Origin of the sequence: Pyxidicoccus trucidator (assembly GCF_010894435.1) — a bacterium.
GTDB lineage: Bacteria > Myxococcota > Myxococcia > Myxococcales > Myxococcaceae > Myxococcus > Myxococcus trucidator.
In genome coordinates, this window is the sequence record NZ_JAAIXZ010000023.1 from 89,664 (window position 1) to 105,424 (window position 15,761).

At 69.8% G+C, this 15,761-nt stretch carries 15 protein-coding genes; 6 read left to right on the forward strand and 9 right to left on the reverse strand.

Annotated elements, in window-relative coordinates; genetic code table 11:
• Window positions 1-27: 27 nt before the first annotated feature.
• The 6 genes from G4D85_RS41795 to G4D85_RS41820 all read left to right on the forward strand — a co-directional run bounded on the left by G4D85_RS41795 (window position 28) and on the right by G4D85_RS41820 (window position 6,207).
• Entirely contained in the window at window positions 28-1,971 is a 1,944-nt protein-coding gene (locus tag G4D85_RS41795; RefSeq protein ID WP_164019859.1) for an SAVED domain-containing protein, read from the forward strand.
• Between the two features lie 77 nt (window positions 1,972-2,048).
• Window positions 2,049-3,077 carry a CBASS oligonucleotide cyclase gene (locus tag G4D85_RS41800; RefSeq protein WP_205525936.1) on the forward strand — a complete coding sequence of 343 codons (1,029 nt, stop codon included), beginning with the start codon at window positions 2,049-2,051 and terminating at the stop codon, window positions 3,075-3,077.
• Window positions 3,074-3,556: an HORMA-1 domain-containing protein gene (locus tag G4D85_RS41805; protein WP_164019861.1), complete on the forward strand. Its 483-nt coding sequence runs from the start codon at window positions 3,074-3,076 to the stop codon at window positions 3,554-3,556. The genes G4D85_RS41800 and G4D85_RS41805 overlap by 4 nt, the downstream gene beginning before the upstream one ends.
• A gap of 17 nt (window positions 3,557-3,573) precedes the next feature.
• Window positions 3,574-4,431: an ATP-binding protein gene (locus G4D85_RS41810; protein ID WP_205525937.1), complete on the forward strand. Its 858-nt coding sequence runs from the start codon at window positions 3,574-3,576 to the stop codon at window positions 4,429-4,431.
• Between the two features lie 426 nt (window positions 4,432-4,857).
• Window positions 4,858-5,628, forward strand: a complete 771-nt coding sequence (locus G4D85_RS41815; protein ID WP_164019863.1) for an SDR family NAD(P)-dependent oxidoreductase — start codon at window positions 4,858-4,860, stop codon at window positions 5,626-5,628.
• 57 nt (window positions 5,629-5,685) lie between these two features.
• Entirely contained in the window at window positions 5,686-6,207 is a 522-nt protein-coding gene (locus G4D85_RS41820) for a hypothetical protein (RefSeq protein ID WP_205525938.1), read from the forward strand.
• Here G4D85_RS41820 and G4D85_RS41825 read toward each other — a convergent pair.
• The 9 genes from G4D85_RS41825 to G4D85_RS41865 all read right to left on the reverse strand — a co-directional run bounded on the left by G4D85_RS41825 (window position 6,196) and on the right by G4D85_RS41865 (window position 15,759).
• A complete protein-coding gene (locus tag G4D85_RS41825) occupies window positions 6,196-6,660 on the reverse strand; it encodes an RrF2 family transcriptional regulator (RefSeq protein WP_205525939.1) in 465 nt (154 codons plus the stop codon). The two genes, G4D85_RS41820 and G4D85_RS41825, sit on opposite strands and share 12 nt — an antisense overlap.
• A 240-nt stretch (window positions 6,661-6,900) precedes the next feature.
• Entirely contained in the window at window positions 6,901-9,651 is a 2,751-nt protein-coding gene (locus tag G4D85_RS41830; protein ID WP_240359817.1) for a hypothetical protein, read from the reverse strand.
• Between the two features lie 487 nt (window positions 9,652-10,138).
• Window positions 10,139-11,158 (reverse strand): cytochrome d ubiquinol oxidase subunit II, encoded by a 1,020-nt coding sequence (locus tag G4D85_RS41835; RefSeq protein WP_205525940.1) that lies wholly within the window; start codon window positions 11,156-11,158, stop codon window positions 10,139-10,141.
• Window positions 11,148-12,485, reverse strand: coding sequence for a cytochrome ubiquinol oxidase subunit I (locus G4D85_RS41840; protein WP_275900360.1), 1,338 nt, complete (start codon window positions 12,483-12,485; stop codon window positions 11,148-11,150). Before G4D85_RS41840 ends, G4D85_RS41835 begins: the two co-directional genes overlap by 11 nt.
• Before the next feature lie 36 nt (window positions 12,486-12,521).
• On the reverse strand, window positions 12,522-13,046 hold the full coding sequence (locus tag G4D85_RS41845) for a hypothetical protein (protein WP_164019869.1): 525 nt from the start codon (window positions 13,044-13,046) through the stop codon (window positions 12,522-12,524).
• Window positions 13,043-13,450, reverse strand: a complete 408-nt coding sequence (locus G4D85_RS41850; RefSeq protein WP_164019870.1) for a phage holin family protein — start codon at window positions 13,448-13,450, stop codon at window positions 13,043-13,045. The genes G4D85_RS41845 and G4D85_RS41850 overlap by 4 nt, the downstream gene beginning before the upstream one ends.
• 183 nt (window positions 13,451-13,633) lie before the next feature.
• A complete protein-coding gene (locus G4D85_RS41855; protein WP_164019871.1) occupies window positions 13,634-14,662 on the reverse strand; it encodes an ADP-ribosylglycohydrolase family protein in 1,029 nt (342 codons plus the stop codon).
• Window positions 14,663-15,055: 393 nt separating this feature from the next.
• Window positions 15,056-15,316: a hypothetical protein gene (locus tag G4D85_RS41860; protein WP_164019872.1), complete on the reverse strand. Its 261-nt coding sequence runs from the start codon at window positions 15,314-15,316 to the stop codon at window positions 15,056-15,058.
• Entirely contained in the window at window positions 15,313-15,759 is a 447-nt protein-coding gene (locus tag G4D85_RS41865; RefSeq protein WP_164019873.1) for an RrF2 family transcriptional regulator, read from the reverse strand. The genes G4D85_RS41860 and G4D85_RS41865 overlap by 4 nt, the downstream gene beginning before the upstream one ends.
• Window positions 15,760-15,761: the final 2 nt, after the last annotated feature.

The window sequence follows — 15,761 nt, forward strand, 5'->3', positions numbered from 1 at the left end:
CTCACCTCATCATTGGAAGACACGCCCATGTCTGGAAATTCCAGCCCGCGAAAGGTCTCACTCAGCTTCTCGCTGCTGACCCGCATTCAGGACCCGCATGAGGTTCCAACCGGGCCCCGGGAGTACCGCATCGAGCACACGGACCGGGATGAAAGCAGGGCCACCTTCCCCTGGGGTGAGCCCGAGTTCGTGCAGGCGATGGCCGACCTGGAGAAGCCCATCCCGGACTCCAACGTCTTCGCGAGGCTGGGGAAGTACCTCCAGGACTTCCTACACGGGACGCCGTGGGCGAAGGATGAGGACCGCATCAACCAGGCGTGCAAGGCCGGGCGTCCCATCCACGTCACCATCCGCTCGAATGCGCCCGAGCTGTACTACCTGCCCTGGGAGCTGCTGAAGCTCAAACCCGGTGGCGGTCCTCTCGTCGAGCTGCCGGACTGCTGCATCCGCTACGAGTGGCCGCAGCGTCCGCCCGAGGACGAGCTGCCTCGCCCTGTGGGGCGCATCCTGGTGGCAGTCCCAGCGACTGACGGTGCGCTGCCCATTGCCGGTCACCTCAAAGCCATTGCTGAGGCCTGCCGCAAGGAGCGCTTCGAGTTCGACCTGGACCGCGACGTGCTCTCTCCGGTGACGCGGACGTCCCTAGCGAATGCACTGAGCGACACCGCCAGACCCGTCACCGCGCTCCACCTGCTTTGCCATGGCGGAGTGAAGCCCAACGGAGCCTATGGGCTGCGCCTGGACTCCTTGAAGAAGGGACACCCTCCTGAGCACCTCGACTCGGAGGAACTGCGACCACTCTTCAGGGATGCCCGCTCGCTCCGGCTTGTCACCCTGTGCGCCTGTCAGAGCGGCGATGCTGGTCGGCCGGGCCCCCTGGTGGGGAGCGTTGCCCAGATGCTGAATCGGCAGGGGGTCCCCGCGGTGATTGCCTCCAGGATGCCCCTGTCCACCGAGGGATCCAACCTGCTGACCGAGACGCTCTATGCCGAGCTGCTCGGTAGCAGCAAGGACCTGTGCAAGGCCTTCTCCATCGCCCGGCGGCGCCTACACATTGAGCAACGGCACAAGGACTGGGCCTCGCTCCAGCTCTACGCACGCGAGGATGACGCAGCCGCGCTCCGGCCCTTCGTTGCTCCTCCTGCGCCCCCTCCTCCAGGGACGCGCGGCGACCTCGTGCTCATCCGCCACGAGGCCTATGCCAAGGCTGATACGGCGCCTGACGCGCCCGATGCTCCGGAGCTTTTCCTGAACCGGACCGTTCGCGAAGTGCCCATCGACCACACGCGTGCGCTGGAGGGCCGCGACTGGAGCAGGGAGAAGCTCGAGGCAGAGGTCCGGCAGCTCGTCTCTTCTCGCGGAAGGTTCCGGCGGGCCCTCTCGGAGCGCGGCAGCGAGCTCGTCTACTTCGGCTTTCCCTTCGTCCCCCTGGCTGTCCTCGCGGGCTACCTGGCGAAGACGCGCCCGGTGCATGTCTTCGAGTACGACCGGGACAAGAAGCGCTTCACCTGGGAGGCGGAGTCCAGTGCGCCCTTCCCGCCGCTCATCATTGAGGACCAGCGCCACGAGTCAGGGACTGCCGCCAGGCTCCGGCTCTCCATCTCCGCTACCGTCCGGCTCGAAGACTGTCGCGAGGTGCTGAAGGACGAGGAAGTGAGGCTCGACCTCCACGGCCGGCTTGAGTCGTTCGGACGAGGCGTCATCCGGCGCAAGTCCCAGGCACAAGCCTACGCGCAGCAGCTCCGGCAGATGCTGGACGTTCAGCTCACGAGCAACCCCGACGTCCGGAGCGTCCACATCTTCGCGGCAGTCCCGGTCAGCATCGCCTTCCATCTGGGCCAGGAGCTGAATACGACCTGGATGCGGCCCTGCTACGTCTACAACTTCGAGCAGGAGAAAACGCCTCGTTACAAATGGCGCTTGTGTCTCCGTGCGGCGGCCGACGGCCAGCCCTCGGTCGACGTCTTCTAGAGCCTCATCTGCCCTTAACGCTTTGCACGCCACCCACCGTGGTGCGTGGAACCCTTTTCCCTAAAGAGGTACTTCCCATGGTCAAGCTGAGCACGAGGAGCCAGCTCCACAGCCGTATGTCCTCATTCGTCGATTGGATTCGCGCGGGAGACAAGGACGACATCATCATCAAGCAGTCGCAGGAGATCCGCGACCGTATCCGCAGCCAGGCGGAGGCGGACGGGCTGACGGTGCGCTCCACCCCGAACTCCGGGTCCTTCGCCAAGAAGACGGGCCTGAGGAGGCACCTGCAAGGCCACTCCTACGTCGAGGGCCAGGACGTGGACCTCCCCTTCGTCGTCTCGCCGCGTGACGAGGACGGCGCGCGCATCGATGAGTTGCTCCGGCGCTTTGCCCGCTACGCGCAGACCTCATATCCGGAGACCAGCCGCACCCCGACGCGAAGTTCCATCCAGCTCGACTTCGTCGGCACCAAGCTCCGCTACGATCTGGTGCCCATGCTCGCCGTCCCCGGGGACGACTTTGCCCAGGTGCTGCTGCGCTCCAACGGAGAAAGGCGCCACACCTCCGTCCAGAAGCACATCGAGTTCGTCACAGCCCGCAGCGGGAAGAGCAACTTGCTGGCGGGGCGGGTCCGCTTCAACGACTGCGTCCGGCTCCTCAAGTGGTGGCGGGAGTTCCGGGTGGATGGGGCGCGCGTCCTCAAGGACGTGCCGTCCATGCTCCTCGACCTGCTCTGCGCGCACGCCTACGACCGCCTCGAGGTCGAGGAGACCTACGCCGGCACGCTATCGCGGTGGTTCAGCCTCCTGGCCGGCACGGTGCGCAAGCGGGAGCGGGTCGCCTTCTCCGACTTCGCCCGCATCCCGGCCGCCTCGGGCAACGCCGTGTGGACGGTCCTCGACCCGGTCAATCCCGAGAACAACGTCGTGTCGCAGTGGGACAAGTTCCAGGTCGAAGAGCTGGCGGAATGGCTGGAAGAGGGCTGCGACAGCATCAACCGGGCGCTTGCCGCAGACCTCCGCGGAGATGATGTCGCGAGCCTGGAGTCCCTGGTGGAGCTGTTCGGCAATCCGTTCAGGAACCACTGCGAGGTGGACGGATGACCTTCTCTCACACCAGGACCTCCACCTTCACCGAGGCCCGGGTCCGGGAGGTCATGAAGTCGGTGTTCGACGAGCTCGTGGGCGCCGCCAGGCGGGGGTTCATCTCGCTGGAGAATGCCCAGAAGTGGAATGACGACTTGACGTACATGCTGTTCCGCCAAGTCGTTGCGTACTTCGAGCTGCAGTTCAGGACGCCCGAGGGGCAGCGGGTCGGGTTCCGGTACGACGTCAGCGATGACGGCTCGCTGCTCGAGGGCTCCCGCTCCGGCGGGCAGCGGCTCTACATGCTGCCGGATGGCACCCGGGGCTCCATCTTCGTCTCCTTCCGGGAGGGGCAGCTGGACTCGGAGACGGACACCGAGCTGACGAGGCGTGACTGGGTCTCCGGTGGGTCATCGCTCCAGGGAGAGGGAACACGGGACAGGGCGTACTCGGACCAGGGCTATGGGCTGATTCGAAAGCGAATGGGGGACTGGTAATGGCTGGGATGCAACTCGTGGAGACGACTCACCCGTCGGATCAGGCGCAGGAAGGCTTCGACGCGCTTATCGGCCTGGAGAACCAGAAGCAGCTGCTGCTCGAGGAATTGCTCCTCCTGCTGGCTCCGGATCGCCTTTCCAAATGGCTCAAGCGCCACCACTCCGAGGGGCTTCCCCTCGCGGCGACCGCTCAGCGAACGACCCCCCTGGTGTTGCTGAGCGGTGAGGTCGGCTGTGGGAAGACCGCGCTGGCGACCTCCGTGGGTACCCCCCTCGCTCGTGAGCTCGGGGAGAAGGTGCGGGTCCTGGAGACTCCCTCCGATATCCGCGGCACCGGGCTCGTGGGAGAACTCTCTACGAGGGTGACCGAGGCGTTCGCCCAGGCCAAGTCCAAGGTGGGGAAGGGATATGGCCTGCTCATCATTGATGAGGCGGACGACATCGGCATGAGCCGCTCCGAGCAGCAGGCCCACCACGAGGACCGTGCGGGGCTCAACGTGCTCATCAAGCAACTGGACACCCTGCCACGGGAGAAGGTGCGCATGGCGGTGCTGATGATCACCAACCGGGTGAACGCGCTTGACCCCGCCATCCGGCGTCGGGCCGCCTTGACGCTTGAGTTCACCCGGCCCGGGCAGCTTGAGCGCCAGCGCCTGTTCGAGCACCTGCTCCGAGGGAGCGACCATACCCCCACCGAGGTGGAGACCCTGGTCCGGCAGAGCAATCGCGAGGTTCCCTACTCCTACTCGGACCTCATGCACCGGGTTGCCCGCGCCGCCCTGCTGGAGTGCCTGCGCCGCAATGAGCCCTTCGGGCCCGCGGGGCTGATGGCCGCGCTGACACGGGTAGAGCCCTCGCCCATGATGGCTCCCTGAGCCGAGCAGGAGGGTCAGGGAGGAACAGTCCTCTCCTGGCCCGAGCCGCTGGCTACTCCGCCGTGAAGTACAGGTTGTCCAGCAGCAGCTTGTCCGCCGCCCCGCCCTGGCCGGCGATGAGCACGAACGGCGCCGTCACGGCATCAAAGCTTCAATCCCACTGCGGTGAAGGCCGCCGGCCGGATAGCCAGCAATGCGCCACCGACTACGAACGTCCAGGCGAGGTCTGGATGGCCTGCGAGTTCACGTGCGGCAGGGACCGCTCCCTGCCCGGACGGGCTCATCTGCGACCGAGCTTCGTACCAGGCCCCCGCGACCCCAACGACCCCGACATCTGTGCAGTGGACCACCACTGCACCCGGAGGACGAAGCGCAGCCCTTTGTGTGCCAACCCGCCTACCGGCCGAAGCGATAGAACCCACTCCCATGGACCTGGAGCTCAAAGGAAAGTCGGCCCTCGTCACCGGCAGCAGCCGGGGCATCGGCCGGGCCATCGCCACGGTGCTGGCCCGCGAGGGCGCACGGGTGTGCCTCACCGCGCGCGGAGCCGAGGCACTGGAGGCCACCGCGGCGGAGCTGCGCGCCTCCGGCGCGGACGTCACCACCGTGGTGACGGACGTGGCCACCCAACCCGGCGCGGTGGCGGCGGTGGACGCGGCCGTCCATGCCTTCGGCACGCTGGACATCCTCGTCAACAACGTGGGCGGCAGCGGCGGCGCGGGCGCCTTCGACGCGGCCACCGTGGCGCAGTGGGCCTCCATCATGGACCGCAACCTCATGTCCGCCGTGTGGTGCAGCCAGCGCGCCGTAGAGGTCATGCGCGCCAAGGGCGGCGGCTGCATCATCCACATCAACTCCATCTACGGCCGCGAGTACGCCACCAGCGCGCCCTACACCACCGCCAAGGCCGGCCTCACCGCGCTCACCAAGGAGATGGCCGTGGACCTCGCCCGCCACCGCATCCGCGTCAACGGCGTGGCGCCGGGCTCCATCCTCTTCCCCGGTGGGAGCTGGGACAAGCGCCGGCAGGCGGACCCGGAGAAGGTGGAGAAGCTCGTCCGCGAGGAGCTGCCCTGGGGCCGCTTCGGCGCCCCCGAGGAGGTGGCCGACGTGGTGGCCTTCCTCTGCTCGGAGCGCGCGCGCTGGGTGACGGGCGCCACCCTACCGGTCGATGGAGGACAGGGCCGTGCCTTCTGACGGGAAGCCCCGGCGCGCCCCATGCTATGCAGGGCCCCTCCGCATGAGACCGCACGCGTGCTGAAGCTCTACAAGAAGGAAGGCGACACCCTCCACTACTGGGAAGCCTGGGTGCACGAGGGCAGCCTCACCGTGCACTGGGGCCCCGTCGGCCAGGTGGGCGAGGAGCGGCAGCAGCCCGTGCCCCCGGACGAGGACCCGGACATGGCCATCGCCGAGGCCGCCGGTCCTCTCGTGGACCAGGGCTATGACGAGCCCGACCCGGACGCCATGGTCACCCTCATCGTCCAGTACGCCGTGGAGGGAAAGGGCTCCGGCCATGACCTGGAGAAGCGCGTGGCCGTGGAGGAGCTGCTCACGGACGCGCTCGGCTGGACGGGCAATGGCGAGGTGGAAGGCGGCGAGCTGCGGGAGCAGCGCCTGCGCGTGCACTGCCGGGTGATGGACGCGGATGCCGGCGTGCGCACCGTGGTGGAGGCGCTGGACTCCGAGGACCTGCTCGAGGGCGCCAGCGTGCTGCTGGCGCAGGGGGACGAGGAACCCCGGGCCGTGTGGCCCGCGGCGCCCTCAGCTCCCTGAAGCGCGGCGGCGGGAGCTGCGGCGGCGCATGCGCGCGCCCAGCCCCCGGGACATCATCGCCACGGTGGTCTCCTCCAGGCTCTCCTTGAAGGCCGACTCGGCGCGCCCCACCACCTCTTCCAGGTACTCGGCCACCACGGGGGCCAGGTCACAGGACTGGCTGGGCCCGGAGGGGTAGCGGCCGAGCAGCTCCGCGTCCTCCTCCACCGCCTCGTACACGTCGCGCAGGGTGATGTCCTCCGCGCCACGGGCCAGGGACACCCCGCCGCCCACGCCCCGCTTCGTCTCCACCAGCCCCGCGCGCGCCAGGTCCCGCAGCAGCCGCCGCACCACCACCGGGTTCGTCTGGATGCTGCGCGCCATGTTCTCGGACGTCAGCGAACAGCGCTCCTCGCGCGCCGCACACGCGAGCATTCCCAGCATGTGCGCAGCCATGGTGAAGCGGCAGTTCACGCGTCCTCCGCGTCCTCGATTGAGGCTCCCGGGTGACGTATCGCCCCGGGATTGCGCGCGCAACCCCTCGCGCGGCGCGGTGGGACGGCATGTCCACCGTGCGCCCGCACCCCGCGTCATGACGCGGCTCCCCAGGAAACGGCGACGGGGCAGGGGCGCGAAGGCTGTGCCTTCATGCCCCTACCCCGTCGCACCCCGAGCCCTCCGAGCAACCTCGGAGGGCCGGCATCACCGCGAGCCCTACCGCGGCGCCTCGACCAGATTCATCACCAGGTCCCGCTCATTGCCCGGCGCATCCGGCCGCCAGCCCCGGTCCAGCTCATCGCGGTCCAGCGTGCCGTCCTCGTCCTGGTCCACGCCGATGCGCCACTGCGTACCGGGAGGCACCACGGTGTAGGTCAGCTCGCTGCCGGCACCGGCGCGGTCCAGCAGCACGTACGCGTTCACCTTCTCCTGGGCCCGGTCGGACTGGAAGACGCCGCGGCCCGCGTAGGTGTAGCCGCGCACCCGGCCCTGCTGCCGTCCCTTCACCACGAGGCCCACCTGGCCCCGCTCCGCCAGGGCCGTGAAGAGCAGCACCCGCCCCAGCTGCGCGGGCGTGGGCCCCGAGGAACCCACCGTCACCTGCTGTCCCACCGCCGCGTGCGAGTCCAGGCTGTCAGGCCCCGGCGGGCTGAAGAGCTCCGTGGCCACGCCGCGCGGCAGCTCCGAGCCCGCGAAGGAGAGCAGCAGCGCCACCAGGTCGGCGACCTCCTGGTCACTGGCGGGGAGGAAGACGGGCTCGCTGACGAAGCGGGCAATGGAGTCCACGCTGCCATCGTGGAGGAAGCTGAAGCCCGAGAGGCTCTCCTTCTGCGTCAGCTCCATGCCCACCTTCTCGTAGAGGTTGCGCAGCTGCGGCACCTTCATGCTGACGTTCGTGTTGCCATCCGTGGAGGCGAGCGCGTGGTGGGACTCGCCCTTGGCCCCGCGCGGCAGGTCCATCCACATGGTGCCGGTCCACTGCATGCTGGGCGCCAGGCCCGAGGGGAAGGTGTGGCAGGTGCTGCACGCGAACAGCCCCGTCGCGAGCAGCCTCGGCGGCTGGAACAGCTTCAGCCCGTTCGTCGCATCACCATTGGGCAGCGGCTGGCCGGCGGGGCCGAAGCGGCCGGTGGTGTAGTGGCCCGGCAGCGGCAGATTCTTCGGCAGCGAGTTGTCCAGGCCGCGGAAGGGGTTGGGCGGGAAGCTCAGCGTCGCGAGGAAGGAGCGCAGCTCCGCCATCTCCTTCGGGGTGAGCTGGGCGTCGTCGCCTTGCAGTCCCTCGAAGGCGGGGTTGAACTCCTCCAGGCTCGCGCGGTCGCCACGCCAGTGCAGCGGCTCCTTGCCGATGATGTCCTGGAGCGTCTGCGTCGTCATGGGGCCCTTCATCGGGTGCCACGGCTCGAAGGCCGGCATGGGCAGGTTCATGCCCAGGTTCTGCCCGTCCAGCGACTTCACCGTCCCCGCCGGGTCGCCCAGGTCCCACGCCAGCCGGTCCATGCGCGCGTCCACGTGGCAGGACGCGCAGGAGATGTGGCCCAGGCCGGACGTCTTGTGCGTGTTGTACAGGTGCTTGCGGCCGTTCTTGATGGCGGCGGGGGACGGGTCGAAGAAGGGCACGCGGACCAGCTCCTGGTGGCGCTCCGCGCTCAGCACGGACACGCTGGCGCCGAAGCGGTTGAGGACGTAGACGCGCTCGCGGCGGGCATCGAAGACGACGCCCGTGGGCCCCTCGCCCACCGGCACCTGCCCCAGGCGCGCGCCGCCCGGGCCCACCATCACCACGTTGTTGGAGCCCATGCCCGTCACGTAGGCGCGAGTGCCGGAGGCGTTCCAGGCGATGCCGCGCGGGTCACCGACGGACAGGTTGCGCAGCGACTGGGGCACCGTGGGCGTGGCGTAGTTCAGGTGCGGGTTGAGGTCATGGACCTTGCGCGAGGTGGGCCGCTTCGGGTCCACCACCGCCATCAGCACGCGCAGGAAGCGCCCGTTGACGTTGGGCTCGAAGCGCACCTCGTTGGTGGCGTCGGTGCCCACCACGGTGACGGAGCCGGAGGGGTGGACGGCCAGCGCCATGTTCAGGTTCATCAGCCGGGGGGCGTAGGTGACGCTCAGGCTGTGGGTGTCGATGATGGCCAGGTCGCGGTCCGGCAAGTCCCAGCCCATGGGCCGCCCCGTCACCGAGGCGTACGCGCCGCTCACCAGCTGCGTCCAGTCGCCCCGGTTGTCATCCATCCACCGGCCCCGGTCGTCCTTCTTCACGATGAGGCCCACGGCCGGCGGCGGCGGGTTGGCCGGGTTGAGCGCCGGCTCGAAGGAAGCGCCCGCGTTGGGCGGCGGGTTGATGCCGCCATACGGGCCGCGCGGGTCACCCACACCGTTGGGAGGGAAGGCGTCCGGAATCAGCAGGCCGCCGCCGAGGACGGTGCTGCCGTTGCCGGACTCGAAGATGGCGGCGTAGACGGAGCGGCCGTCGGCGCTCACGGCCAGGGCGCGCGGGTCCTCGCCCTTGAGGGTGATTCGCCGGGGCTCCGCGCCGAGGCGGTGGGGGTCCACCACCAGCACGCGGTTGACCTGCGAGCAGGTGATGAAGGCCCGCTGCGGGTGGCCCGCGAAGACGACGTCCGCGGGCTCGTCGTCCGTCTGGACGGTGGCCTTCACGTAGCCCTGCTTCAGGTCGACGATGCTCACGCTGTCGGAGATGTGGTTCACCACCCACGCCTCATGGTTGCTCCGGGCGCGCACCGACACCGGGTCCAGGCCCACGGGGATGGAGGCCACCAGCTCCGGCCCGCCCCGTGACGTCAGGTCGAACACCATCAGCCGGTTGTCCGCCGTGTTGACGGCCAGCAGCCGCGTCCCATCCGGCGTCAGCTCCAGCGGGTGGACCTGCGGGTCCTCCCAGTTCACGAACGAGTCCGACGCCTGGGATGTCGCCGGAGCAAGAATCGAGAGGAGACTCAACAGCATGACAGCACGCGTGATGGCACCCATGCGACGACCCCCGTGTCGGCAGAAGCGGTGTGCTCTCTGTCTGTATTTATCAACGCGGTGAGCGCAACTCCTTGCGTTCAACAAACAAAAACCACATCCGCCGCCATGGGTGTCTTTCAATCGGAGCCCAGAGATATGCGCGGCCTGGACGCCGTCACAGCTCGTCACACCCCACGCAAAGGCAGACACGGGAAAGCTACAGCCAGCCCATTCTCACTCAGGGAACTGTCACGGCGCGGCGAGGGCGGCGCAGCGCGCCAGACGGCCTGGGAGAGCGTACCTGCGGCGCGTCACGGACGCGTTCCACTCCGCAAGCACGGAACTTCCCGGGTACCCGCCCGCATGGAGAAAACCCGACAATTGCCCGAGTGTCGTGTTTTCAATCCCTGCAATTCATGTCTGACAAAAGACTCGCGGGACTTTCACGAGTAGCACGTCAAATGACGTTTGCCTGTGAAACGGCTCACTTCTCCGCGCCAGCGGAGGGCGCGGGCCCGGGCCGGAAGACGCGGAAGAGGAGCGCGAGCGAGGGCAGCACGGTGAGCGCGCCCACTCCCAGCGCCACCAGCAGCATGCGCTGCGCGGTGGGGCCCGCGGCGGCGCTGCTCAGAGTGACATCCGGCACCACCAGATAGGGATGCTGCGAGGCGGCCCAGCCGAGGACGATGAGGCCCGCCTGCGTGGCCGCCGCCACGCGCGCCCACCGGAAGCGCCGCGTCCACAGCAGGGCGAAGGCCGTCACCGACGCCAGCGCGGTGCCCGCGTGGAGCGCCAGCGCGAAGGGCGAGTGCAGCAACCCCTGCCACACCCGGGGCGCGCCCTGCCGAGCGAACAGCAGCACCGCCAGCGCCGCGACGAAGACAGCCACGCCCGAGCCCAGGGCCCTGAGGCGGAAGTCCTCGCGCAGCTCTGGCGTGGGCGCCTCGTGCGTGAGGTACACCGCCGCCAGGAAGGCGAAGAGACACAGCGCCAGCGCGCCCACCACCCAGGCGAAGGGGGTGAGCCACGACGCGAAGAAGCCGCTCACCACCACGCGGCCCTCCACGCGGATGGAGCCGCTCACCACCGCGGCCACGCACATGCCCAGCAGCAGCGGCGCGATGACGCTCGCCACGCTGAAGACGAGGCCCCACTGCCGCTGCACCGCGTCCCCCCGCATGTCGTACGTGCGGAAGGTGAAGGCGGCGCCCCGGAAGACGATGCCCAGCAGGAGCAGCGTCAGCGGCACGTGCAGCGCCACGCTCAGCACAGCGAAGGCGCGCGGGAAGCCGGCGAACAACAGCACCACGCCGACGATGAGCCAGATGTGATTCACCTCCCACACCGGCCCCAGCGCATGGGCGATGAGCGCGCGCTGCTCCTTCTTGCGCGGGCCGCTGGCCAGCAAGTCCCACACGCCGCCGCCGAAGTCCGCGCCACCGAAGAGGGCGTAGAGGACGAACGTCCCCGCCACCGCGAAGCCCAGCACCGCCTCAGTGGACATGAGCGTCACCTCCGCCCTGGCCACCGTGCCGGCCCGGCAGCGTGCCCGCCACCTGCCGCACCATGAGGAACACCACCGTCGCGCCGAGGAAGAGGTACACCACGGTGAAGGTCCAGAAGGGCGCCGCCAGGTGCGGCACCGGCGTCACCGCGTCCGCGGTGCGCATGAAGCCGCGGACAATCCACGGCTGCCGGCCCCACTCGGTGACGAGCCACCCCGCCTCCAGCGCCACCACCCCGAGCGGCCCCGACAGCAGCCACGCCCACGTCAGCCACCGCCCGTCCGGCCACGCCTTCCGCCGCCACCGGAGCGCCAGCGTCACCAGCGCCAGCAGCGCCATGAGGCTGCCCGTGCCCACCATGACCTGGAAGGCCAGGTGCACCTTGGCCACCGGCGGCCACTCGTCGCGGGGGAACTCCTTCAGCCCCTTCACCTCCGCGTCCGGGTCCGCGAAGGCGAGGATGGACAGCCCCTTCGGTATCTCCACGCCCCAGGGCACCTGCCCCGTCTCCACGTCCGGCAGTCCGCCCAGCCGCAGCGGCGCACCGCGCTCCGTCTCGAAATGCCCCTCCATGGCGGCCAGCTTCACCGGCTGCTCACGGGCCACGTGCTTCGCGGAGAGGTCCCCCACCAGCGGCTGCAGGAGCGCGGTGACACACGCCAGCGGCAGCGCCACCGACAGCGCCTTGCGGTGGAAGGCCGCGCCCGGGTGGCGCAGCAGCACGAAGGCGTGGATGCCCGCCATGGCGAAGGCGCTCGCCTGGTAGCAGGAGAGCAGCACGTGCGCCGTCTGGTACTGCCAGCCCGGGCTGAACATGGCCACCAGCGGCTCCACGTCCGTCACGCCCCCGGGCGTGGCCGTGAAGCCCGACGGGTTGTTCATGAAGGTGTTGACCAGCGTGACGAAGAACGCGCTGGCCGCGCCGCTCACCGCCACCATGACGCCGGAGAACAGGTGCAGGCCCGGCGACACCCGCTCGCGCCCGTACAGGTAGATGCCCAGGAAGATGGCCTCGGTGAAGAAGGCCACGCCCTCCAGGCTGAAGGGCAGCCCAATCACCTCGCCGTACTGCCCCATGAACTCGGGCCACAGCAGGCCCAATTCGAAGGACAGCACCGTGCCGCTCACCGCCCCCACCGCGAAGAGGATGGCCGTCCCCTTCGCCAGCTTCTGGCTCAGCAGCCGGTAGTCCGCGTCCCCGGTGCGCCGCGCCTTCCAGTCACTCAGCACCATGAGGACCGGCAACGCCACGCCCGCCGCCGCGAACACGATGTGGAACGCGAGCGACAGGCCCATCTGCGCCCGCGCATAGAGCAGGTCCGTCATGACCATCAGTCTGCTTTATGCGCGTCTTCGCTGCAATTAACTATTCTTTTGGACACCCGCAGCGGCAGTCGGGGCCCCGCGCGCCGGCACCAGGGTGCGCACGGAGTTCTGGGCGATACGGGTGGCGAGCGCGGTGGCGAAGATGAGGACGAGCTTGCGTCCCAGCTCGATGCCGAGCGGGCGCTGGTTCGCGGCGTAGGCCACGCTCTCCGGGTGCTCCCAGGCCCGCTTCAGGGCGATGCGGCGCTGGCGGCGCAGCAGCGCCTCGCGGTGGCGCGCGCGGTAGATGGCGTAGCCCACGCCCAGCCCCACCGTCACCATGGCCACGGCGCCCACGCCGATGAGCAGCTCCTTGTGCTGCTCCGCCTGGTAGCGAAGGCTGAGCGCGCGCTCGCGGCGGCGGTCCAGCTCCTCCAGCGTCAGCATGAGCTCGTCGCGGATGCGGTCCGCCGTCTGCTCCACCTGCTTCCGGTCATCCATGCCCCGGGTGATGTGGTGGTCGGCGTGCCGTTCGATTGCGACGGGCCCGCCCACGTTCTCGTCGCGGCCGTTGCCATTCATTGCAGCGTCTCCCGCGTGAGCTGGTAGTCCATTTTCAGCCGCTCCTGCGTGTGTGGCAGCGGCTTCTTGGGCACCCGCTTGATGCCCAGGAACAGCAGGAGGCCCGAAATCGCGAGCAGCGCCACGCCCACCGCCAGCACGCCCAAGGCCTCGCCCAGCGGTAGCGCCAGTCCCAGCGCCACGAAGAGGCAGGGCAGCGCCGCCGCGAGCAGCAGCACCGCGCCCGCGCCGATGAGGATGCCGGCGGTGCGCGCGGCCTTCAGCTCGTCACGCAGCTCCTTCTTGGCGTGCAGCAGCTCGGCTCGCACCAGCAGGCGAGACTCCGCCAGGGCATGCCGGATGAGCTCCGCCGTGGAGAGCGACTCCAGTTGACTTCGCTCCAGGCGTTCCGATTCGAGGTCCACGACGTGCGCCTCCTGCGCTGACTTTCGCGGGTCCGCTCGTGCGCTCGCATGCCTGGCTGGCACCCATGCGGCCCCGCTCCTTCGCACAAGGTGGTCAGCAGACACTCATCAGAGAAGTCCCGAGAGCAGAAGGGCCCAAGCCCGCCCGCCTGCCCTCCGGCCAACAGCCCCCTCGGGGGCCGCTCAGCGGCGACGGTGGTGGGCCAGCGCGGTGGCCAGCGTCTCGCGCACCTGGCGGGCGCGGAAGAGCCGGTCCGCGGTGTCCACCAGGTTCTCCGAGTACAGCACCTGCTTGCGCAGGCGTGCCGGAATCGCGCGCGTGCCCAGGTGCGCGCCGATGAGGGCCCCGGTGAGCGCCGCGGCCACGTCCGCCTCGCCGCCACAGCGCAGCGTGAGCGCCACGGCCTCGCGGAAGTCGTGCGGCACCTTGAGGGCGGCGTACAGCGAGGTGAGCAGCACCGGCACCACGTGCGGCGGCAGCCCGTCCACGCCCTTCAGCTCGCTGGGGGGCACGCCCACCTTGCGCAGCTGTCCCAGCGCGCGCACGGGGTCCCACGTGAGCAGCCGCGGCAGGTGGCGGACCTCCTCCGCCAGCCCCTTGTCATGCACCGCCGCCGCCAGCGCCAGCTCCTCGCAGAAGGCGGCCGGCGTCAGCGCCTCCTCCTCCATGCCCAGCGCCGCGGCCTGCGCGAAGGCCGCCGCCGCCGCGGCACAGACAGGGTCCTTGTGGGTGATGACGGTGAGGACGCCGGCGTCATGCGGCAGGCGCGCGCGGTGGCCGCTCTCCAGCAGGCCCACCACCAGCGCGCGGCTGAGCACGGACGGGCACTTCGTGCCCAGCGACGCGCCCGCGCTCATCCACGGCGTGCCCGCGGCCAGCCGCTGCAGCGCGTCCGCGAGGCTCCGGGGCGGCTGGAGGATGATGCCCTCCTGCCACAGCCACGCCAGGTGCGCCGCCGCGCTGCGCCCGTCCACCTTGCCCTCGCGGATGACGCTCTCCGCCGCGGCGAGCAGCAACTGTGTGTCGTCGCTGAACTGGCCCTTGGCGAACTTGCCGCGCGGCCGGGGCGCGAAGTCATCCGCCAGGTTCGGCAGCCGCGCGAGACTCGCGGGCGGGATGCCGCGCAGCGGGAAGCCGAGCGCATCGCCGATGGCGAGTCCCACGAACGCCGCATGGAACCTGTCCTGGCGCTCGGCGGGAGTCAGCGGCATGGGGGCGTGGAGATTAACCGAGGCTCAGGGCCGGACGGCCAGGGAGAAGCGCGTGAAACGCGCGAACGCGAAGGTGGGAAGAAGCATGCCGGGGCTTGACGCGCGCTCGGCGGGCCTGGTGGTGCACCGCGCGGGCGGCGCTCCCTCTTCATACACCAACACGCACGTTGTCATCACCGTCCACCCTCCCTCGCCCACGACTCACTCACGCACGTGCGCGGGCGGGCTGACTACCGCAACCAGCACGGGCGCGGCAAGCCCGTGCCCACGCATGCATCCACGCACCTGCACACGTGTCCAACTCCAGAAGCTTCGCGCGCGACACTCATGGCGCACGAGGGGCGCACAGGTGGCAGCGGCGCGCGAATGTCGGCACACGCGAGCGAGCGCCCGTCACGCGTCGTCGCGGCCCAGGTTGACGACGGCCTGCAAACGCGCCAGCACCGCCTGGGCGCCCTGGTGCAGGTGCGTGCCGTCCCACAGCGCGGGTGTGGTGTGGCCACCCAGCCGGAGCCAGTCGGATTCCGCTTCGCGAAACGCCACGTTGCGGAAGACGACGCGGTCCTCCAGCGCGTAGTCGACGATGTAGCGCCGCGCCTCGGCGGAGGGCGGGTCGGCGATGCGGTGGAACAGCTCCAGCGTGCCGGACGTCATCCCGCGCGGGCGGGCAGGAAGAAGTCCGCGAGGTCCGGACGCGAGCGGCTCACGAGGTCCGCGAGCGTGTACCGGTCCAGGATGGCGAGGAAGGCCTCGCGCGCCTCGGCCAGCACGCCCTTGAGGCCGCACGCCGGGGCAATCGGGCAGGTGTTGCGCGCGGGCTCGAAGCACTCCACCAGGTGGAAGTCCGGCTCGGCGGCGCGCAGCACCTGTCCCACGTTGATGTCCTTCGGCTCGCGCCCCAGCGTCACGCCCCCCGCACGCCCCGCGCGCGCGTCCACGAAGCCCTGCGCCGCCAGCGTCTGCACCACCCGCACCAGGTGGTGCTTGGAGATGCCGTACGCGTCCGCCATCTCCTGCGTGGAGACGGGCCGCCCGCGACGGGTGGCGAGGTAGAGCAGGACGCGCAGCGAGTAGTCGGCGTGGAGGGTGAGGTGCACGG